Consider the following 20,343-nt stretch of genomic DNA (forward strand, 5'->3'; position numbering starts at 1 on the left):
ACTTAAATCAATTAATGGAACAGTATCCCATCGCTGATATTGCTCAAGTCTTCGCTGAGCAGTTGGCTAATCAGACCTTGAGCGAAGAGGATGTCTTTGAGCTGGTACAATTGATGCCAATCGCTCGTCAAGCGGCGCTATTGGGGTATTTTTCTGAGCCTATCAGAGAAAAAGTGGTGGAGAGAATGCCGCTCGAAGCGCTTGCGAAAGTGCTTCAAGTTATGCCCCATGATGAAAGGGCTGACTTATATGCTCACTTGGATGAGACGCGCCAACCGCCGCTACTTGCTCTACTGGATCAACAAGAGCGGCAAGATGTACAACAACTTGCAGCCTACCCTCAAGGCTCGGTCGGCTCTATCATGACGACAGATTATGCGACGTTAAACGCCGAGGATGATGTGCAGCAGGCGATTGCGCGTTTACGTGAAATGGCCAACGAGAGGGAAACCATCTATCAAGCGTATGTGATTGATAAACAGAATCGCTTACTTGGTACACTTTCGCTTAAGGATTTAGTGCTGGCACAACCGACCTCGCTTGTCTCTGACATCATGACCAAAGAGACAGTGTTTGTGCGAGCCGATGAAGATCAAGAGTGTGCAGCGCAAGCCATTAGTAAATACGATTTACTTGCGGTGCCTGTTTTTGATGAGCAATTTCGTTTGGTCGGTATAGTGACTTATGACGATGCGATGGACGTGGCCGAGCAGCAAGCGGATATGGATTTTCATAAAGTCGCTGCGGTTGGTTTTACCGGTAACCTTAAAGAAGCCAGCGTATGGCTAATGTACAAGAAACGTGTGTTTTGGCTGGTGTTGTTAGTCTTTGGTAATCTTTTTTCTGGTGCCGGAATTGCGTACTTTGAGGAGACGATTCAAACCTATGTAGCCTTGGTCTTCTTCTTACCACTGTTGATTGATAGCGGCGGTAATGCAGGATCCCAGTCAGCAACGTTGATGGTTCGAGCCTTAGCCACTGGTGAAGTGGTGATGAAAGATTGGCTATCCATGTTGGTGCGAGAGTTAGGGATTGCGGCGTTATTAGGGGCAACAATGGCCATTGCTGTTTCTTTATTGGGTTTTTGGCGAGGCGGCAGTGATATCGCTTTTGTCGTTGCGGTAACGATGCAAATTGTGGTGATTATTGGTTGTGTTGTTGGAATGCTCCTTCCGTTCATTCTGAATAAGTTTAAGCTCGATCCTGCGTCAGCCAGTGCTCCGTTGATCACGACCATTGCGGATTCTATCGGGGTGATCATCTATTTCAGCGTTGCTACCATGGTGTTGGATTTTCCACCAGTGACGTAAGCCACTCATCTGGCAGTGAGATCTACGGGTTGGAGTGTGAAATAAGCCCAACGGTCAAAAGCTTTCTCTATTTTTGGGAAAGCTTTTTTTATGAATAAGGCTCATATGCTCGATTTAATTGGCAGACGAACGATCAGCCGAACTGGTTGGCGGGCTATACTGCACCTCACTGAAATCCATATTGGGGAACAAAAATGCGGCTTCGGAGCGAATTTGCTCGGCGCGGCTTTCGTCACCAATACCTTGGTAAGCCAAGATCAGATTATTGTAAAAAGCAGGACGCGGTTTATGTTTTATGATGGCCAATGACCAGTCGATGTATGGCGTAATCAATTTAGGATCTTGATTATACAGGCCAATGTTGAGGTAAGTGCTGTAGACATCCCAATCAAAACGGTCTTTCCAAACCACAGGGTTCGTCACCTTTTGTAGGATATCCGGGTTCTTGGGTTGAGATTTCTCAAATTGGGTAAGCACGTAATTACTGTGCAGTGCGCTGAGCATATAAAAGCCAGTCAAAATCGGCACTACTAAACTCAATACTCGAAACAGGGATTTACTGATAAGGCCAAAAGGGGCCGAACGGTATTTAGCCACGCGTTGATCAACCCAAAAAAGCAGAATAATGAAGGTTATCCAATGAATGGCAGAATGGTAAAATGGGTATTCGAGTTGGCTGTGCAACACGATAGGGATGAAAAGGGCGAACATCGCAAGCCTGGTCCCTTTCTTGGCCGAATACATCCGCATGAGCACGAAAAGCATGGCCAGTGTGATCCCTAGCACAGGTAACAAACCGCCTTCCACCGCCCAGAATAGTAATTCATTATGAGGATGATCCATCGAAGCCAACCCCGGTTGGTAGCTAGGGTTTAATTGGTGTTGCCTTGCGGTATAAAGCAAATATTCAGATTCAAACTTGCCATAGCCATAACCCGTGAAGGGTTTTTCTATGACCATATCGATGGTTTGAGGAAAGGTATAACGACGAGGGCTCTCTAAATCAGCCTTATTCTCTAGAAAATCGCCCGTGCCTTGGGAATAGACAGCGACAAACCCTAAAGCAATACCCAATAGCGTTGCAGCGCTCCATCCCCAAAACCGTTTAGGCGTTGAAAATTTAAATAGGTAAGGCAGAACAAAAAGCGTGCCGAGTACCGCGCCAATCCAGCCAGTGCGCGAGGCTAATATCACCAGCAACGGTGCAGTGAGCAGTGGAGTGACATAAAGTAGGCTCACTTCGCTAACATGCTGATTGTACTTTTTCGGTTGACGAGCCAGTAAATAGCCGGACATAACCAGCCCTGTCGCGAGAAAGCTTGCCATCACATTCGGTTGCTGAAAAATGCCGTAAGGGCGGTTGATGAGGGTGTTGTAGCCAAAAATATTATCGGGTGAAAGCAAAAAGTATTGGTACAGACCAAATAGAGTTTCAATCAATACCGCGAGTACGATAAACCAGAGTAATCGCTGCTTATGTTTGTTACTAAAACGAAATTGTTGCAGCAATACAAAAAAAAGCAGCCCAGTCCATAGTCCTAACATTCGACTCAGCGACGACTCAATTTGAGCATTCGTATAAAGCAGCGGAATCGTCATGATGGTACAACTGATGAAAAGACCGATGGTCAGTTTGGAATAGCGTAACCTACGGTTAGATGCGAGTTGATACAGACCTAATGAGAGCGTAAAACTAAGGGCAAGCCAAGTGGTTGGATTAAAAGATAAAGCCAGACCTGAGCCACCAGGGTTGGGCATAAAAAAATGCATTGCCAGTAAATAGAGAATGCCAATCGAAAGCAAAAAGGGTTTGTTTAAGGGGATGGCGGGTGTTTGTGCTTCAAGTTGTGTACCGCTTAGATGCAATGTTGCCATAGGTCTCGCGTTCCAATTAAAAGAAACCAGCAACCACTTGCTGGTTTCTTTACTTTACCGTTTTTTTCTATTTCAACATAGGCTTAAGAAAGCGTGCTGTGTGTGAACCTTCGATCTGCGCCACATCTTCGGGCGTTCCTTGAGCAATAATTTCGCCGCCGCCTTGTCCACCTTCTGGCCCTAAGTCGATCACCCAGTCTGCGGTTTTAATCACATCTAAGTTGTGTTCAATCACCACCACGGTATTGCCGTGGTCGCGTAGGCGATGCAGTACGGTCAAGAGCTGTTGGATATCATGGAAGTGTAAGCCAGTCGTTGGCTCATCCAAAATGTACAAGGTTTTTCCTGTATCGCGCTTTGATAGTTCACGAGCCAGTTTGACGCGTTGAGCTTCGCCCCCTGACAATGTCGTCGCCGCTTGTCCGAGGCGTATGTAGGATAAACCCACGTCAATCAAAGTCTTGAGTTTGCGAGCGATCATCGGTACGGGCTCAAAAAAAGCGTAAGCATCTTCGACGGTCATCTCCAACACTTCATCAATTGCTTTGCCTTTGTAGCGGACTTCCAATGTTTCACGATTATAGCGTTTGCCCTTACACACATCGCATGGCACGTAAACATCGGGTAAAAAGTGCATTTCAACCTTAATCACACCATCACCTTGGCATGCTTCGCAGCGTCCACCGCGTACGTTAAAGCTAAAACGACCCGGTTTATAGCCTCGAGAGCGAGACTCTTGAGTGCCCGAGAATAGCTCGCGGATCGGTGTGAAAATGCCCGTATAGGTGGCCGGGTTTGAGCGGGGAGTTCGGCCTATCGGGCTTTGGTCAATGTCGATGACCTTATCAAAATGCTCTAACCCTTTGATTTTTTGATATGGAGCAGGCGTTGCTGTGGTGGCTCCATTTAAGGCCGTATGAGCAATTTTAAAAAAGGTATCATTAATTAAGGTTGATTTACCGGAGCCTGAAACTCCGGTTACGCAGCTAAATAAACCAACAGGAATTGATAAATCAACCGTCTTGAGGTTGTTACCCGACGCGCCGATAAGCTCCACCGTTTTCTTGGGATCTCTCGGGGTACGCACGGTAGGAATCGCAATTTTTTTCGCGCCGCTCAGGTACTGTCCTGTGAGCGAATTAGGGTTGGAAATTATGTCATTCACATTCCCTTCTGCGACGACTTGCCCACCATGCACACCAGCGCCAGGGCCAATATCAATTACATGATCGGCCATACGAATTGCGTCTTCGTCATGCTCTACAACCAATACCGTGTTGCCTAGATCGCGCAAATGCGTGAGCGTTTTTAATAGCCGTTCGTTATCACGCTGGTGGAGCCCAATCGATGGCTCATCTAAGACGTACATTACCCCAACGAGTCCAGCGCCAATTTGGCTCGCTAAGCGAATCCGTTGTGCTTCGCCTCCTGACAGGGTTTCAGCACTCCGAGAAAGGTTGAGATAATTCAACCCAACGTTGACGAGGAAATGCAAACGGTCATTGATCTCTTTCATTACTTTTTCAGCAATTTGTGCTCGTTGGCCTTCTAAATCAAGAGATTGAAAAAATTGCAAGGCATCGGCAATGCTCAGTTCCACCACTTCCGGGAGCGCGGTGTCATTGATAAATACGTTGCGAGCTTCGATGCGTAAACGGGTGCCATTACAACTGGTACAAGGCTTAGTCGAGATGTATTTCACCAAATCTTCACGGACAGAGTTAGATTCTGTATCGCGATAACGCCGTTCAAGTGTATTGAGAATGCCTTCAAACGGATGGCGTTTAACCCGAATATCACCACGATCATTAATGTAGTTAAACTCAATCTCAGTTTTCCCCGAGCCTTTCAAGATGATTTCCTGAACCTTTTTGGGCAGTTTGTTAAATGGGGTATGTAAATCAAAATCATAATGCGCAGCGAGTGACGTGAGCATCTGGAAGTAGTAGTAATTTTTCTGATCCCAGCCACGAATCGCTCCTTGCGCGAGGCTGAGTTGGCTATCTTGGATAACGCGTTCAGGGTCAAAATATTGTTGTACGCCTAAACCATCACAGGTGTGGCATGCGCCCGCTGGGTTATTAAATGAGAACAGCCGAGGCTCTAACTCCTGCATACTGTAGCCACAGTGTGGACAAGCAAAATTGGCTGAGAATACAATCTGTTCGCCTTCACCATCCATGTCAGTAACAACGGCAATACCGCCTGACAACTCTAGTGTTGTCTCAAAGGATTCGGCTAGGCGCTGCTGTAGGTCAGGGCGAACTTTGAAGCGATCAACCACCACTTCAATGGTGTGCTTTTTGTGCAGCTCAAGGGTTGGTGGATCAGTCAGATCGCACGTTTCACCATCAATGCGGGCGCGGATAAAACCTTGCGCGGCCAAGTTTTCCAGCGTTTTAACGTGTTCACCTTTGCGCTCTTTCACAATCGGTGCAAGCAGCATCAGTTTTGAACCTTCAGCTAATTCCAACACCTTATCAACCATTTGGCTGATGGTTTGAGCGCGAAGTGGAACTTTGTGCTCTGGGCAGCGCGGCTCACCGACTCGCGCATAAAGCAGACGCAAGTAGTCATAAACTTCGGTAATGGTGCCAACCGTAGAACGAGGGTTATGCGAGGTTGATTTTTGTTCAATAGAGATAGCCGGTGAAAGACCTTCAATATGGTCAACATCCGGTTTTTCCATCAAAGATAAAAATTGGCGTGCATAGGCAGACAGCGATTCAACATAGCGGCGTTGGCCCTCTGCGTAGAGTGTATCAAAGGCGAGAGACGACTTCCCCGAGCCTGATAGCCCTGTAATCACCGTTAATTTATCGCGTGGAATGGTCAGGTTGATATTTTTCAGGTTGTGGGTTCGAGCGCCCCTAACTTCAATTTTGTCCATCATCTAGGCTCTATGTAACACAAGTTAAGCAAGTATTGCATAGTGTGAGTTTTGTGCAAATAGGTACTGGATAAAAAAACAGTAAATAAAAACCACGGGACTTGCCGTGGTTTTTATTGGGGAGGCGCTAGGTTACTAAGGCATTAGGTGACTAACGCATTCGGTTACTTAAGCTTTATGAGTCGAATGTTTATCCAACGCGACTTTTTGTTCGTTCTTTTTGTACATGTTTTCAAAGCAGTAGTTAGTGGCTTCGATATAGCCTTCTACGCTACCACAGTCAAAGCGTTGGCCTTTGAATTTATACGCCAATACACAGCCTGATTGCGCTTGTTTGAGTAGCGCGTCGGTAATTTGAATTTCGCCACCTTTACCCGGCTCTGTTTGCTCAATCAGATCAAAAATATCTGGGGTTAAAATGTAGCGGCCAATGATGGCTAAATTGCTTGGTGCGGTGCCTGGTTCTGGTTTTTCAACCATGTCATCCACTCGGAACAGATCGTCTTTGATCATTTCACCGGAAATAACACCGTATTTATGTGTTTCATTTTCAGGCACTTCTTGAACGGCAACAATTGAGCAGCGGAACTGTTTATACAGAGCGACCATTTGTGCCAAAACCCCTTTTTCTTGATTGACACATAAGTCATCGGCCAGCACCACCGCAAAAGGTTCATCGCCGACTAACTCTCGACCCGTTAAAATCGCATGGCCTAAACCTTTCATTTCACGTTGACGAATGTAGGTGAAGTTGGCGGTATCAATGATTTCACGAATATCAACCAGTAGCTCTTCTTTGTTGGTGCCACTAATTTGATGCTCTAGCTCATAGTTTTTATCGAAGTGATCCATGATCGAGTGTTTTCCACGCCCAGTCACAATACACATCCCGGTCATTCCAGCTTGAATCGCCTCTTCAACACCATATTCGATCAAGGGTTTATTGACGACTGGCATCATCTCTTTAGGCATTGATTTGGTCGCTGGAAGAAAACGTGTACCGTAGCCAGCGGCTGGGAATAGGCATTTTTTGATCATGCTATAACCTTATTTTTATTTGAATTGTTAATTGATGGCGCAACCTTATCATGCTTTATGAAACGCTATCACCACTAAAGCGGTGAACTCAGTTAAATTCTGCGTGAAAGCACATAATTAAGACAGAATATTTTGATTGGCCCACGCAATCGCTTGGACCCTATTTTTGACCGATAGCTTTTTGAATATTTGGTAGAGATGTGATTTGACCGTGAATTCACTGATGAATAAATCTTCCGACATTTGGTTATTCGATGCGCCAGTTTGTAAGCAGCGGAGGATCTGTATTTCGCGGGCGGTTAAGTCTGTAATCACTTGAGCAGTATGGGACTCAAACGCGTAGCGATAGTAGTGCAGTAACTGGCTTACAGCGTGTCTGGGTAGCCAATTTTGTCCGTTAATGATTTCACCAAGCCCAAATGCAATTTTATCTAGGGTATCATTTTTATAAAATAGCCCCTTTAAATGGCCAAAGGTTAATAAGTCATTCGTGGTTAATCTTTGCAACACATTGATAAGGATCGTTTCATGATGCTGACTGCTTAATGGGCAATTTCCCAAGCGTTGCTGCAGTAGCGCATAATCGGTATGATCAATCATCAATATTTTGTGTTTATCTGGACAATACGTTTGGCGCAGGATTTCAGGCTCAATTTTCGGAATGGGCAGTCCAAGCCGATCGGTTAAATGGTCAATATAAGGGTGCTCTTGCTCTTTATCTAAGCAAAGAAAGTAAATGGTGCGGGTATAGTTTGCTTTTCTCATGGTCACTTCCTGTTGACGAGAATGTTAGACAACTGCCTAGAAAATGACGGAAATTAGGTTATAAAGCCAACGAGATAAATAAAATTGCGCTTAGTTTCATATGGTAAGGTAACTGAGTGTTTTGTCATCCTTAAATTAGAGGTGGCGGTTCTAAAAAATAGGAAATTGAGCAAGATTGTGAGATGAATTTTGACAACTATTTCTGTGAAGATTTGTGCCTCGCATAAAGCGTGGTATCCTAGTCAGCTATTTAAAGAACACTCATGATGGAAGACGGAGCAAAACATGGCAAGCCGTGGAGTAAATAAAGTTATTTTAGTGGGTAACCTAGGTAACGACCCAGAAATTCGTTATATGCCTGGTGGCGCTGCTGTGGCAAATATCACCATTGCAACGTCAGATTCATGGCGTGATAAAGCAACTGGCGAGCAACGCGAAAAAACCGAATGGCACCGTGTTGCGCTGTTTGGCAAATTAGCCGAAGTGGCTGGTGAATACTTACGTAAAGGTTCACAAGTGTACATTGAAGGTCAGCTACAAACTCGTAAGTGGCAAGATCAAAGCGGACAAGATCGTTACACCACCGAAGTTGTCGTACAAGGTTTCAATGGTGTGATGCAAATGTTGGGTGGCCGTGCTCAAGGTGGTGCTCCAGCGCAAGGTGGAATGCCACAACAACAGCAACAAGGTGGCGGATGGGGGCAACCTCAGCAGCCTGCGATGCAAAAGCAACCACAGCAACAGCAGCAGTCAGCTCCTCAACAGGCTCAACCTCAGTATAATGAACCACCAATGGATTTTGATGACGACATCCCATTCTAAACGTTCGAATGTCGAAAAAAGCCGCGAAAACCGCGGCTTTTTTATATAGTTATCACTATTAGCATTTTCTTATTTGTCAGCACAGCTTAGTGATCGACAAAGTTTACGTTGAAAAGGAATTCAGCATTCATGCGGTATACACCAACACTGAAACTGAGTACTCGGTTAGTAGCTTTTGTTACGCTCATCGTAACCAGTGCAATGTTCATTTTGTTTATTGGTGGAACTTTGTCTTTTCAACGGCTTGGACAAGAATATCTCAATCACTACCTAGCAGGAATTGTGGAGGTAGTCGATAAAGAAATAGAAGATCCTGATGCCGCTTATTCATTGCAACGTTGGATGCCCAAAATGTTGCAAGCCAGTAGCATTGTTGAAATGCAGCTCTCTTCACCAGCTGGCGTTATTTACCGTTTTAAAGATACCTCGTCCAAAGTTGACCCTGCCCGTTTGTACCATATTGATATTATCCTTGAACGTAATCCAGGCTACAGCATCAGCTTTAAAGCCGTTCCGCCTTATCTCAGTTATAGCTACTCATTGGGTGCCATGTGGTCTATTACGTTGGCAGTTGGTCTCATCGTGTTTTGTTTGATTCGTGGGGTAAAGTGGCTTAAAGAGCAATTGCTTGGATCTGAATTGTTGGAGGAGCGAGGGCGAATGATTCTCGCCGGTCGAGTGGAGCAGTACGCCAAAGGTGATCACCGCGAGTGGCCTTATACGGCGAGTGAGGCGCTTGATGTCCTGATTGATGAGCTGCAAGATGCTCGTCAAGAGCGTAGCCGCTTTGATACTTTTATCCGGACCCAAACCTTCTTAGATAAGTTGACGGGTACGGCCAACCGTGTCCTTTTTGATAGCAAATTGGAATCAGCCTTGTTAGAGAATGGCGCGCGTGGTGGCGTTTTGTTAGTGCGTATCGATGATTGGGATTCTCTGTGCGAAGAAAATGATAAAAAAGCAGCGGATGATCTCGTTGTGGAAGTCGGGGAGAACATCTCCAACGTCATACAGCGTTACCCAGATGTGATTTTATCTCGCTATTACGATACCGATTTTGCCATTTTTGTGCCGCACCAAGGGGTAAAAGAGGTCGCTTCTATTGCTACACAATGTTTGAAGCTTTTAGCGCGCATATCGCCTCCTGAGCCGCTCGATAAAGAAAACTGGTGCCATATAGGTATCAGTATGTACAGCGAAGGCGAGCGGCGTGGTCGAGTGTTGGATGAGGCAGAAACGGCCTTAAAAAGTGCTCAGTTACAGCGAGTGAATACGTGGAGCCGCTTTAAAAAGAGTACTTTTTTCCAAGAGGAACGGGGCAGTGTGCGTTGGCGAACTTTGTTTGATCAGGTGCTGACGCCTGAGAAAATAATTTTATTCCGTCAACCTTGCTATTTGCTTGAAAAGACGAATGATTTAGTATGGCTGCACGATGAGTTGTTTGCGCGTATTGATGATCCAGAACAAGGTGTTATAAAAGCCTCTCGCTTTCATTCTGCTTTAGAAACTGTAGGTTATGAAATGGTGATGGATCGAGCCGTGTTGCTGCAGGTGGTTCGTTTGCTCAAACGCTCTGAAGTTAAGGTCAATGTGTCAGTGAACTTGCATGTCGTCCCATTCGCCGATAAGTCGTATTTTAAGTGGTTTCGACATGAATTGCTGCAACTGACCTCGAGTAGCAGAGTACTGCTATCCTTTGAGTTTCCAGAGGGGCGATTAGTACAGCATCTCGATTATATGCGCCCCGTTATTAAGATGATCTCCGGCCTCGGTGCTAAGGTAATCGTAGGGCAGGCTGGCAGAACGATTGTCAGCACTCACTACATAAAAGATCTTAAGATTGATTTCCTTAAGTTACACCGCAGTTTGATGAAGAAAATAGACCAACGGCATGAAAATCAGCTGTTTGTTCGTAGCATGATCGGTGCTTGTGGCGGTACTCAGACTCAAGTTATTGCGGTCGGTGTCGAAACAGAGCAAGAGTGGCAAACGCTAAAAAACCTAGGCATTCATGGTGGGCAAGGCCGACTGTTTGAAGAAGAACAGCCTTTGTTACCTGAGAAAATAATTAGCCCTAGCGTGACCTTAGGGCGAAGAAATCGTTGGCGTAAAAAATAAAAGCGAACCTATATGAATCTTCAGTCACTGATTGATAAATTAAAACCATCTAAAGCGACGTTGCGGCAATTGTTCGTTGTCGTAAGACCTGATGCTCTCTATTTCTCGGCTTTGGATGATGCGACTTTGCCGGCAGAGATCCCGCTTGATGGTGCAACGTGGCAACAGGTACTCTTTCACGCACTCAAACCGCTCAACATCAAGGGTACGGTAATTAACCTTGTCCTCCACGCTCATTTTTATCAAACTTATCAAATAGAAAAACCGCAGTTACCCAAAGAAGAGTGGTCAGTCGCCCTGCCATTTTTATTGAAAGATCTGGTGACAGAGAAAGTCACTGACATCATCGCTGATGCTTTTCCGTTACCCGCAGATAATAAAATTCAAGCCTACGTGGTCTCAAAACGCACGGTATTGGAAGTGGCGTCGCAACTGAGTGCGATGGGTTTAGCGTTAGGCAAAGTCATTCCCGAAGATGAAGTGTGGGCGAGAAGTGCCGGTGATCTTGAGCATTTTTTGCTGTTACAGCGTAGTAAAAACAGCAGTTTTAAGTTTGACGCATTTGTGGACCAAAAATGCTGTTTTCAACGCACAATGAGAGGTGTTGTCTCTCCCATTACTGGCGTCGCCAGCTCGGTTTTACAGCTCGATGGCTTAGCGTTAGAACTGCAACGTTCGATCGATTACCTTTCCTCGCAGCTTAAAGGGGCCTCATTACATCAGCTAAAAGTGCTGTGTGATGAAGAAGCGCAGCAAGAGTTGGTCGATGCATTAAATGAACGCCTAAATGTCAAAGTTTCCCTGCTTGATGAGCGGTTACCGAGTTCGGCGCATCTGCTGGTGGAGCAAGTGACTCGCATTGACGATTCAATGCTCAACTTATACCCGGCGCATCTTAAGCCGAAGAAAGAGTATTTTTCACTCTCCATGGTCTGCGCGATTTGGGGCATTGTCGCTTTAGTGATGCTATTGGCCTATGCCAGTTATCAATGGCAAAATAGTCAATTGAAACAGCAGCTACAAGCTAAACAAGCGCAAAATAAAGTCCTTGCTGCTGAATTAGAAACGACCAAACAGAAAGTTGATAAGCATAAGCCATCGGTTGAAAAAATGGCGGCGATTGAGCGTTTGAAGCAGCAAATTAAGGGCAAACAAGCCACATTGGATTCGATTAATGAGTTTGATCAATCACAACAGGTCGGTTACTCAGGAGTCATGCGTTCGCTAGCCACACTCAGCCGTGATGATATTTCATTAACGACCATTACCATCCATCATGAGCAGCTCGATTTGCAAGGCTTGGCTAGAGAGGCGAAAGATATTCCAAACTGGTTAAGTCAGTTTAAAAGCGAACTGAACCTAGTGGGACGTAGTTTTGAAAAGTTAAAAATTGCGCGCAATGAGCAAGGCATTCTCATCTTTGAGCTTAAAACTAAAGCGGAGGATAGCCAATGAATTGGCAGAGCATCAGCAACAAATTCTTAGCCATCAGTTCGCGTGAAAAAATGTTGATCGCCCTGTGTGGCTTAGTGGTGATTACACTGCTCTTGTTTAGCTTGTTACTTGAACCCGCGATGAAATCGGTGGCGGCTAATCGGTTACAGCTTCAGTCTGTTGAGCAGATGAACCAGCGAATGCAAGGTGAAATTCTGTTATTGACTGCTAAGCTTAATAAAGATCCGAATCAAGAGATCAATCTAGAATTCAAACAGTTAATGGCGCAGAGCCAAACTCTCTCGCTTGAGCTGGCAGCATTGGTTGATTCACTGATTACACCCGCGAAGATGGCGCAATTGCTTGAAAGTGTTTTGGCAACCAGCCCAGAGTTGACGTTGGTCTCCATGGAGTCATTAGCAGCAGAGCCGATTGCAAATAACAACCAATCATCTGAATATTCAGGCTATTATGTTCATCCTGTGAGATTGGAGTTCACCGGTAATTACTTCGCGATATTGAATTATTTGACCAATTTAGAAAGTTTACCGATGAAGTATTATTGGCGTTATTTCCAATACAAGGTAGAAAATTACCCCCAAGCCAGAGTCATTATGGAAGTGTATACATTAGGCATTAGACAGGAGTTTATTGGTGGTTAGATCCGTTTTTTCACTGCTGTTGATGTGTGTTGTATGCAGTAGTTGGGCAGCGCAAGATCCTACCGCGCCATTAGGTTGGGCGAGGGAGAGCGCATCACCTGTCAATAAGATAGAGAGTTACCCGCTACCTAGGTTGCAAAGTATTGTATGCCAACAAACCATACCTTGTGTGGCAGTGCTTAACGATCAAGTGGTTGGCATCGGAGAGTCGCTATTTGGCTACACAGTAGAAGCCATTGAACCACAGCAAGTGACCCTTTCTCGCAGAGGAAAGACGTGGGATTTAGGCCTCTTTTCTCTGGACATCAAGCAGTAAGGTATAGAAATCGTATGCGTAAAATCGTATTAGGCGTAGTCATCGTATCCTTAATGGGCTGTTCTATGGGACATCGCGATCCAGTTGAGATGAAACAGTCTTTGAATCAGGCGATTAATGAAGCCAACAGCCGAAATCTAGCCGTTCTACCGGCCTCCGTAGAAGCTGACTTGATGCCTGACATTGAGGGAATCACAGCGCGCAGTCAAGAAACGGTTAAACGCTTTCGTATCCAAGCTGATAATGTGGATGCAAGGGTATTTTTTGCCAGTTTAGTGAAAGGAACTGAGTTTAGTGCCGCCATCCACCCTGAAGTTACTGGAAGTGTAACGGTAAATCTAACCGACGTGACTTTGGATGATGTATTGGCCGTCGTTCGTGACATGTATGGCTATGAAATTATCAAAAAGGGTAAAGTGATTCAGGTTTACCCGTCAGGCCTTCGTACTGTGACTATCCCGGTCGATTATTTACAACTTAAACGTACGGGCCGTTCTTTAACTTCCATCACCACCGGTACGATCACTAATACGGATACCGGTTCTAGTTCCTCGAGTAGTTCTAGCTCAAATTCCAGTTCTAATTCCAATTCGAGTAACTCATCTAGTAATTCGAAAGGTGGAACGGAAATTGAAACCACCAGTGAAAGCGATTTCTGGCCGCAGCTTGAAAAAGCCGTTGCACAGCTGATTGGCTCGGGCAAAGGTCAAGGCGTTGTTGTCACGCCACAAGCGAGCGTAATCACTGTTCGAGCCTACCCAGATGAAATACGTGAAGTGCGAGAGTTTCTAGGCATTTCTCAGCAACGTCTGCAGCGACAAGTGATCCTTGAAGCAAAAATTTTAGAAGTCACCTTGAGCGATGGTTACCAGCAAGGGATCAATTGGTCAAATATGTCCTTTGGCAATGGTGATGTTGTGATTAATAAGGTCGGTAGTGCGGCTTCGTTACTGCCGGGGATGGATGCGATAGGCACTCTGTTGCAAGGCCAAACCAATGTCACCATTTCAGATGGTAGTTTTGAAGCGGTGCTTAATTTTATGGGAACTCAGGGTGATTTGAATGTCCTATCCAGCCCAAGAGTTACCGCTGCTAACAACCAAAAAGCGGTGATCAAAGTCGGCACTGATGAATACTATGTCACTGACGTGACGGGTGTGGTTGGTAATGGCGATAACTCTAATGTTGCACCAGATATCCAACTAACGCCATTTTTCTCGGGTATCTCGCTTGACGTGACGCCACAAATTGATGACCAAGGCAATGTGCTATTGCACGTGCACCCCGCTGTGATTGAAGTCGACGAGCAGACGAAACAAATTGAATATGCAGGCAACCAAATTGTGTTGCCATTAGCGCGCAGTACGATCCGCGAATCAGACTCGGTAATCCGTGCACAAGATGGTGACGTGGTGGTGATTGGTGGATTAATGAAATCCAACACCTCCAATCAAGTATCTAAAGTCCCTTTTTTGGGGGATTTACCCGGTTTAGGGTATCTGTTTCGTAACACCTCTGAGCTGACTGAAAAAACCGAATTGGTGATTTTGCTGAAACCAACGGTTGTGGGTGTTAATACCTGGCAAAAAGAGCTCGAACGCTCGCGTGAACTACTACAGGAGTGGTTCCCAGACGAAGAATAAACATCATGTATCTTGAGCACTTTGGTTTTGAGCAACTGCCTTTTCATCTCACGCCTAATACATCACTGTTTTTAGGCTTAGCGCCACATTACGAGGCGATTCAGACAGTGAGTGCTGCCATTGATTTAGGCGAAGGGGTGATCAAGATAACCGGAGAAGTCGGAACCGGAAAAACCATGGTGTGTCGTATGTTGATCAATCATTTACATGATCATATTGCACTGATTTACTTACCCAACCCAGCGCTTAATGGTCGAGAACTTCGCCAAGCTGTCGCCAGCGAACTAGGCCTTAGTAAGCAAGATGATGCGGATATTGTTGATCGTATTCAGCAACAATTGATTGTGCTAAAGCAGCAGGGGAAACGAGTAGTCGCGATTGTTGATGAAGCACAAGCGTTACCAGACGATGCATTGGAAGTGCTGCGTTTATTCGGCAATTTAGAAACAGAATACACAAAGTTGTTGCAACTGGTGTTGATCGGCCAACCAGAGCTCGATGAGCGTTTAGCGCAGCACCATCTGCGCCAATTTCGCCAACGAATTACTTTTAGCGCTTATCTGCGGTCGCTCTCTTTAGATGAAACAGTCGCTTATATCGAGAGCCGCTTGAGCAAAGCCGGAGGTGATGCGCAACTGTTTAATCTTGAACAGAAAAAAGCGTTGTGGCGAGCCAGTTATGGTACCCCTCGTTTGATTAACCAAGTGTGTCACAAAGCTCTGTTGCTGGCTTTTACGCAAAACGACAGCACGATTCGCAATCAGCACCTATTTACAGCGATTCACGATACGTTTGATACCTGTAAGCCTAAGTTTAAACGCCCTTTTATGTGGGGATGGAGTCAATCATGAGTGCGATGAACGATGCACTATCAAAACTGGCACAAGCGCAACGCCAATCGGTGGTGAACTTGCAACCAGCGCAAGTTGCGAAAGTAAAACGCAGCCGCGCTTGGTTGTGGATGGTAGCCGGGTTTGCTGCTAGCTTAGCGGTCGGTGGATGGGCGGTGTCACAGCAGCAAGCTATGGTTGACCAAGTTGCGGTTGACCAAACAGTGGTCAGTCAGACACTGGCCAATCAAGCGATAGTGAATGAACCTAAGAGCCTGTTGTTAGAGGTTGATGAGCAAAGCTCTTCGCCTGCGTTTGTTTCTCCGACCACCAAAATTGTCCCGGTTCATCGTCCCGTTTACCAAACTGCCGTTGTTGCAGTAGACAAAAAAACGTCAAATTCAGCAACGCCCACAGTGACGGTTAAACAGGATTCGGCCTTAGCCAATCAACAGCCGTTGCATTCTAACCGTGTGGTCGCGCTCGGTGCTGAAAGTGACCAAGAAATCTCAAGTGTTTTGATTGAACAAGTGGATTTGACGCCAGAGCAACTGGCGGTAAAAGCAATGAGCCGCGCTGATAAAGCCGTGGACAGCAATGAGCTCAAAGAGGCACTGGATGCGTACAGTGAAGTGCTACGCTTTACCCCAGAAAATGAACTCGCCCGTCAAAAATTATCCGCGCTCTATTACGGCAAAGGTGATGCGCGCAAAGCTTTTGAAATTTTACAAAGCGGTATAAAGCTCAATCATAACGGAGAAAGTTTGCGGATCGCGTTGGCTAAATTGCTGATTAAAGAAAAGCAGAGTGAAGCGGCGTTAACCCCTCTAGTTCATTTACCTGACAATGCTTCGATCGATTATCTCTCGCTAAGGGCAGCCTTGGCACAAAAAGCCAAGCAAGATTCACTCGCATTAGAAAGCTATCAACGCTTAGTCAAGCTTGATGCTGAGAACGCACGCTGGTGGTTAGGGCTTGCGATAGCACAAGAGCGCACGATGGATTTTCAGGCGGCCAAATATACCTACCAACAAGCGCTTGCGAAAGTTGGCCTCTCGAGTCAGTCGCAACTGTTTATTCGTGATCGCCTAGTCGTACTAAGCAGTTTAGAGGAGAGTGCGAGTGCAAATTAAGCTACGAAAACGCTTAGGTGATCTGCTGGTTGAAGAAGGGATCATCACTGAAAATCAAGTGGAACAAGCGCTCGCTGCGCAAAAACGCAGTGGACGTAAACTGGGTGACACACTGATCGAACTCGGCTTTTTGTCAGAGCAGCAGATGCTGAGCTTCTTATCGCAGCAACTTTCGCTGCCGCTGATCGATCTCAGCCGAGCCAATGTCGATATTGATGCAGTGCAGCTCCTCCCGGAAGTACATGCACGCCGTTTACGCGCCTTAATCATTGGCAAAAATGGCGACATGCTGCGCATCGCAATGAGTGATCCGGCGGATCTGTTTGCTCAAGAATCTCTGCTTACTCAATTACCCCAATACAGTTTTGAATTTGTTATTGCTCCAGAAAAACAATTGGTTGAAGGGTTTGATCGTTACTATCGCCGCACCAAAGAAATTGCGTCCTTTGCCGAGCAGCTACAACTGGAACACCAAGGCAATACCGCCTTTGATTTCGATATCGGTGATGATGATAGCGATGAAGTGACCGTTGTTAAGCTCATCAACTCTCTATTTGAAGATGCGATTCAGGTCGGGGCGTCTGATATTCATATCGAACCTGATGCTAACGTATTGCGTTTACGCCAGCGGATTGATGGGGTATTACACGAAACCCTACTCAATGAAACCAACATCGCTTCGGCTTTAGTGCTGCGTTTAAAATTGATGGCCAATCTTGATATCTCAGAAAAACGCCTCCCACAAGATGGCCGTTTTAATATCCGAGCCAAAGGCCAATCGGTCGATATTCGTATGTCGACCATGCCAGTGCAATACGGTGAGTCGGTGGTGATGCGTTTGCTCAACCAATCATCCGGAGTTCGTAAACTGGAAGAGTCAGGTATTCCTGATGATATTTTACAGCGTTTACGTCATCAACTTAAACGTCCACACGGCATGATCTTAGTGACCGGCCCAACCGGCTCAGGGAAAACGACGACGCTGTACGGCGCGTTATCTGAGCTCAATGTTCCCGGTAAAAAAATCATTACCGCAGAAGATCCGGTTGAGTACCGATTGCCACGCATCAGCCAAGTGCAGATCAACCCTAAAATTGACCTTGATTTCTCAACGGTGCTGAGAACCTTTTTGCGTCAAGACCCGGACATTATTCTAGTCGGGGAGATGCGCGATCAAGAAACCGTTGAAATTGGTTTGCGCGCGGCCTTAACCGGCCACTTAGTGTTGAGCACCTTACACACCAATGATGCGGTTGATAGCGCCTTGCGCATGATGGACATGGGCGCGCCGGGTTATTTAGTGGCCAGCGCCGTGCGGGCTGTGGTTGCCCAACGTTTAGTGCGTAAAGTTTGCCCCGATTGTAAAGCGGTGGATGAGGTTGATGAAGCCCGTAAACAGTGGCTGACGGTGCGTTTCCCAAATCAAGTTGAAGCGGCTTTTACGCGTGGGCGTGGGTGCCAGAACTGCAATTTGACGGGGTACCGTGGGCGAATTGGGGTTTTTGAAATGCTCGAACTTGAACACGAGATGATGGATGCGCTGCGCGCCAACGATGCGGTTAGTTTTGCGAAAGCCGCTCGTCAGTCGAAGCAATACAAACCGCTGCTAGCTTCGGCGATGGAGTTGGCGCTACAAGGTGTTGTCAGTTTAGATGAAGTGATGAGCTTAGGTGAAGGTGATTCATCCGGTATCATTCAAGCCATCTATGTATAGTTAAGGTTACTCATGCCAACGTATCGTTATCAGGGTCGAAATTTAGATGGTAGCAAAACCTCGGGGCATGTTGATGCGCCGACGGAAGAGCTCGCGGCGGAAGCGCTATTTAACAAAGGCGTGATTCCGACCTTAATTTCGTCAGACCAAGGGGCTGATTTTTCGATTGATTGGAAATCGCTGTTTACCCCAAGTGTGCCACTTGAGGTGTTGGTGATCTTCTGTCGTCAGCTTTACAGCTTGACCAAGGCGGGTGTGCCGCTGCTGCGCTCGATGAAAGGACTTATCCAAAATTGTGCTAATAAACAGCTTAAAGAAGCATTGGAAGCGGTTAGTAATGAGCTAACCAACGGGCGCAGTTTATCGAGCTCAATGCAGATGTACCCGAAAGTCTTTAGCCCGTTGTTTGTGTCGATGATCCACGTCGGTGAGAACACAGGGCGGCTTGATGAAGTCTTGCTGCAATTGTCTCATTACTACGAGCAAGAAGTCGAAACTCGTAAACGGATTAAAACGGCGATGCGTTATCCGAGTTTTGTCATCAGCTTTATTTTGGTCGCGATGTTCATTCTCAACGTTAAAGTGATCCCACAATTTACTAGCATGTTTAGCCGTTTCGGGGTTGATTTACCGCTGCCAACTCGCATTTTAATTGGTATGTCAGATTTCTTTGTCAACTACTGGCCGATGATGATAGGCGTATTGCTTGGGTGTTTATTTGCTTTCAGAGCTTGGTTGAGCACAGCCGCAGGGCGTCAAAAGTGGGATAAGTTTCGCTTAAGAATGCCTATTGTCGGCGGCATAGTGAACCGAGCGCAATTGGCGCGTTTTTCTCGAACTTTTGCCTTGATGTTGAAAGCGGGGGTGCCATTAAACCAATCGATAGCATTATCTGCCGAAGCGTTGGATAACAAATTTCTAGAATCTCGCCTGTTAGAAATGAAAGCTGCCATTGAAGCGGGAACAAGCGTATCCACCACCGCGGTAAACGCCAATATTTTTACGCCATTAGTTATTCAGATGATTTCGGTGGGTGAAGAGACAGGGCGCATTGATGAGTTGCTACTTGAAGTCGCGGACTTCTATGATAGAGAGGTGGATTACGATCTCAAAACCCTCACCGCGCGCATAGAGCCGATTTTATTGGTGATTGTTGCCGCTATGGTGTTGGTGCTGGCACTTGGCATCTTTTTGCCAATGTGGGGAATGCTCGACGCGATCAAAGGATAAAGGTTGTCAGATGAAAACGGCGATAGAGCGTTCTCAGTTCGTAATTTGGGGGTTGATTGTCTTTGTTCTTTTGATGGCTTTGCTATCAGCATGGCAGTCGATAGAAAAAGAAGCCAATCAAACCGCATTAGCGATGGCGAGCAGTAAAATCGTAGAAAGTGCCAATTTTTATAAGCAAGATTGGTTATTAAAGGGGCGGCCCTCAACTTTAATCGCGAATGGTCGATTACTCAATATGAGTGCAACGGGCTGGGTATTACCATTGGCTGAGAATGAATCAAGTATAGATTGTCGTTATTGGTTAAGCCTGCTATACCCAGATGAACAACTACTTGAAAGCAAAGTGATTTCAATTGAATCGGCACATCAAGTAAATCAGTATCAATGTCGCTATGTTTACAGTCAAAAACAGGTGATAACCATTGAACTTTTAAGGGATAAGTTTACAGTAAGCGTCGATTTTTCAGCATGAGTTTTCGACGTAAGCAGTGAAATGGGCACTCGCCCCGTAGCGATGCGAGAACAAGTGCGTATAATACACGGTAATAACAAAGAGATAGGTA

The 20,343-nt window shown here is 45.9% G+C and carries 16 protein-coding genes; 12 read left to right on the forward strand and 4 right to left on the reverse strand.

What is annotated here, in order from left to right:
* Nucleotides 1-1,310, forward strand: a 1,310-nt coding sequence (gene mgtE / locus AACT21_RS15685; protein WP_141195229.1) for a magnesium transporter, incomplete at its 5' end; no start/stop codon positions are given.
* Nucleotides 1,311-1,424: 114 nt separating this feature from the next.
* Here the strand turns inward: mgtE and AACT21_RS15690 are convergent.
* The 4 genes from AACT21_RS15690 to AACT21_RS15705 form a co-directional block, all read right to left on the reverse strand.
* Complete coding sequence (locus tag AACT21_RS15690) at nt 1,425-3,218, reverse strand: PglL family O-oligosaccharyltransferase (protein WP_094163359.1); 1,794 nt, start codon at nt 3,216-3,218, stop codon at nt 1,425-1,427.
* A 34-nt stretch (nt 3,219-3,252) separates the two neighbouring features.
* Nucleotides 3,253-6,075 (reverse strand): excinuclease ABC subunit UvrA, encoded by a 2,823-nt coding sequence (uvrA, locus tag AACT21_RS15695; RefSeq protein WP_064626113.1) that lies wholly within the window; start codon nt 6,073-6,075, stop codon nt 3,253-3,255.
* 168 nt (nt 6,076-6,243) lie between these two features.
* A complete protein-coding gene (gene galU / locus AACT21_RS15700) occupies nt 6,244-7,113 on the reverse strand; it encodes a UTP--glucose-1-phosphate uridylyltransferase GalU (protein ID WP_013857894.1) in 870 nt (289 codons plus the stop codon).
* A gap of 117 nt (nt 7,114-7,230) precedes the next feature.
* A complete protein-coding gene (locus AACT21_RS15705; RefSeq protein ID WP_176430162.1) occupies nt 7,231-7,878 on the reverse strand; it encodes a LuxR C-terminal-related transcriptional regulator in 648 nt (215 codons plus the stop codon).
* Nucleotides 7,879-8,163: 285 nt separating this feature from the next.
* On the opposite strand from AACT21_RS15705, the gene AACT21_RS15710 reads away from it, so the two are divergent.
* The 11 genes from AACT21_RS15710 (at nt 8,164) to AACT21_RS15760 (ending at nt 20,252) form a co-directional block, all read left to right on the forward strand.
* Nucleotides 8,164-8,700, forward strand: a complete 537-nt coding sequence (locus AACT21_RS15710; protein ID WP_064624271.1) for a single-stranded DNA-binding protein — start codon at nt 8,164-8,166, stop codon at nt 8,698-8,700.
* A 129-nt stretch (nt 8,701-8,829) separates the two neighbouring features.
* Nucleotides 8,830-10,818 carry an RNase E specificity factor CsrD gene (csrD, locus tag AACT21_RS15715; RefSeq protein WP_094125115.1) on the forward strand — a complete coding sequence of 663 codons (1,989 nt, stop codon included), beginning with the start codon at nt 8,830-8,832 and terminating at the stop codon, nt 10,816-10,818.
* A gap of 12 nt (nt 10,819-10,830) precedes the next feature.
* Nucleotides 10,831-12,273 (forward strand): MSHA biogenesis protein MshI, encoded by a 1,443-nt coding sequence (locus AACT21_RS15720; RefSeq protein WP_094163364.1) that lies wholly within the window; start codon nt 10,831-10,833, stop codon nt 12,271-12,273.
* Nucleotides 12,270-12,914: a type II secretion system protein GspM gene (gene gspM / locus AACT21_RS15725; protein WP_013857889.1), complete on the forward strand. Its 645-nt coding sequence runs from the start codon at nt 12,270-12,272 to the stop codon at nt 12,912-12,914. Before AACT21_RS15720 ends, gspM begins: the two co-directional genes overlap by 4 nt.
* Nucleotides 12,904-13,230 carry an MSHA biogenesis protein MshK gene (locus AACT21_RS15730; RefSeq protein ID WP_013857888.1) on the forward strand — a complete coding sequence of 109 codons (327 nt, stop codon included), beginning with the start codon at nt 12,904-12,906 and terminating at the stop codon, nt 13,228-13,230. Before gspM ends, AACT21_RS15730 begins: the two co-directional genes overlap by 11 nt.
* Nucleotides 13,231-13,244: 14 nt before the next feature.
* On the forward strand, nt 13,245-14,873 hold the full coding sequence (mshL, locus tag AACT21_RS15735) for a pilus (MSHA type) biogenesis protein MshL (protein WP_013857887.1): 1,629 nt from the start codon (nt 13,245-13,247) through the stop codon (nt 14,871-14,873).
* A 5-nt stretch (nt 14,874-14,878) separates the two neighbouring features.
* A complete protein-coding gene (locus AACT21_RS15740) occupies nt 14,879-15,724 on the forward strand; it encodes an ExeA family protein (protein ID WP_029189910.1) in 846 nt (281 codons plus the stop codon).
* A complete protein-coding gene (locus tag AACT21_RS15745) occupies nt 15,721-16,836 on the forward strand; it encodes a tetratricopeptide repeat protein (protein WP_019281133.1) in 1,116 nt (371 codons plus the stop codon). The genes AACT21_RS15740 and AACT21_RS15745 overlap by 4 nt, the downstream gene beginning before the upstream one ends.
* On the forward strand, nt 16,826-18,550 hold the full coding sequence (locus AACT21_RS15750; RefSeq protein ID WP_094163366.1) for a GspE/PulE family protein: 1,725 nt from the start codon (nt 16,826-16,828) through the stop codon (nt 18,548-18,550). The genes AACT21_RS15745 and AACT21_RS15750 overlap by 11 nt, the downstream gene beginning before the upstream one ends.
* Before the next feature lie 12 nt (nt 18,551-18,562).
* The gene (locus tag AACT21_RS15755) at nt 18,563-19,780 is read left to right on the forward strand and encodes a type II secretion system F family protein (RefSeq protein WP_094163368.1); all 1,218 of its coding nucleotides are present in this window, start codon (nt 18,563-18,565) and stop codon (nt 19,778-19,780) included.
* A gap of 10 nt (nt 19,781-19,790) precedes the next feature.
* Nucleotides 19,791-20,252: an MSHA biogenesis protein MshF gene (locus AACT21_RS15760; protein WP_094163370.1), complete on the forward strand. Its 462-nt coding sequence runs from the start codon at nt 19,791-19,793 to the stop codon at nt 20,250-20,252.
* Nucleotides 20,253-20,343: the final 91 nt, after the last annotated feature.

It is taken from the genome of Vibrio sp. V08_P9A1T1, assembly GCF_963874405.1.
Lineage (GTDB): Bacteria > Pseudomonadota > Gammaproteobacteria > Enterobacterales > Vibrionaceae > Vibrio > Vibrio anguillarum.

Coding starts and splice junctions, on each gene's coding strand:
- AACT21_RS15760 (WP_094163370.1), top strand. CDS start 19,791: ATGAAAACGGCGATAGAGCGTTCTCAGTTCGTAATTTGGGGGTTGATT.
- AACT21_RS15740 (WP_029189910.1), top strand. CDS start 14,879: ATGTATCTTGAGCACTTTGGTTTTGAGCAACTGCCTTTTCATCTCACG.
- AACT21_RS15720 (WP_094163364.1), top strand. CDS start 10,831: ATGAATCTTCAGTCACTGATTGATAAATTAAAACCATCTAAAGCGACG.
- AACT21_RS15745 (WP_019281133.1), top strand. CDS start 15,721: ATGAGTGCGATGAACGATGCACTATCAAAACTGGCACAAGCGCAACGC.
- gspM (WP_013857889.1), top strand. CDS start 12,270: ATGAATTGGCAGAGCATCAGCAACAAATTCTTAGCCATCAGTTCGCGT.
- mshL (WP_013857887.1), top strand. CDS start 13,245: ATGCGTAAAATCGTATTAGGCGTAGTCATCGTATCCTTAATGGGCTGT.
- galU (WP_013857894.1), bottom strand. CDS start 7,113: ATGATCAAAAAATGCCTATTCCCAGCCGCTGGCTACGGTACACGTTTT.
- uvrA (WP_064626113.1), bottom strand. CDS start 6,075: ATGGACAAAATTGAAGTTAGGGGCGCTCGAACCCACAACCTGAAAAAT.
- AACT21_RS15705 (WP_176430162.1), bottom strand. CDS start 7,878: ATGAGAAAAGCAAACTATACCCGCACCATTTACTTTCTTTGCTTAGAT.
- AACT21_RS15710 (WP_064624271.1), top strand. CDS start 8,164: ATGGCAAGCCGTGGAGTAAATAAAGTTATTTTAGTGGGTAACCTAGGT.
- csrD (WP_094125115.1), top strand. CDS start 8,830: ATGCGGTATACACCAACACTGAAACTGAGTACTCGGTTAGTAGCTTTT.
- AACT21_RS15755 (WP_094163368.1), top strand. CDS start 18,563: ATGCCAACGTATCGTTATCAGGGTCGAAATTTAGATGGTAGCAAAACC.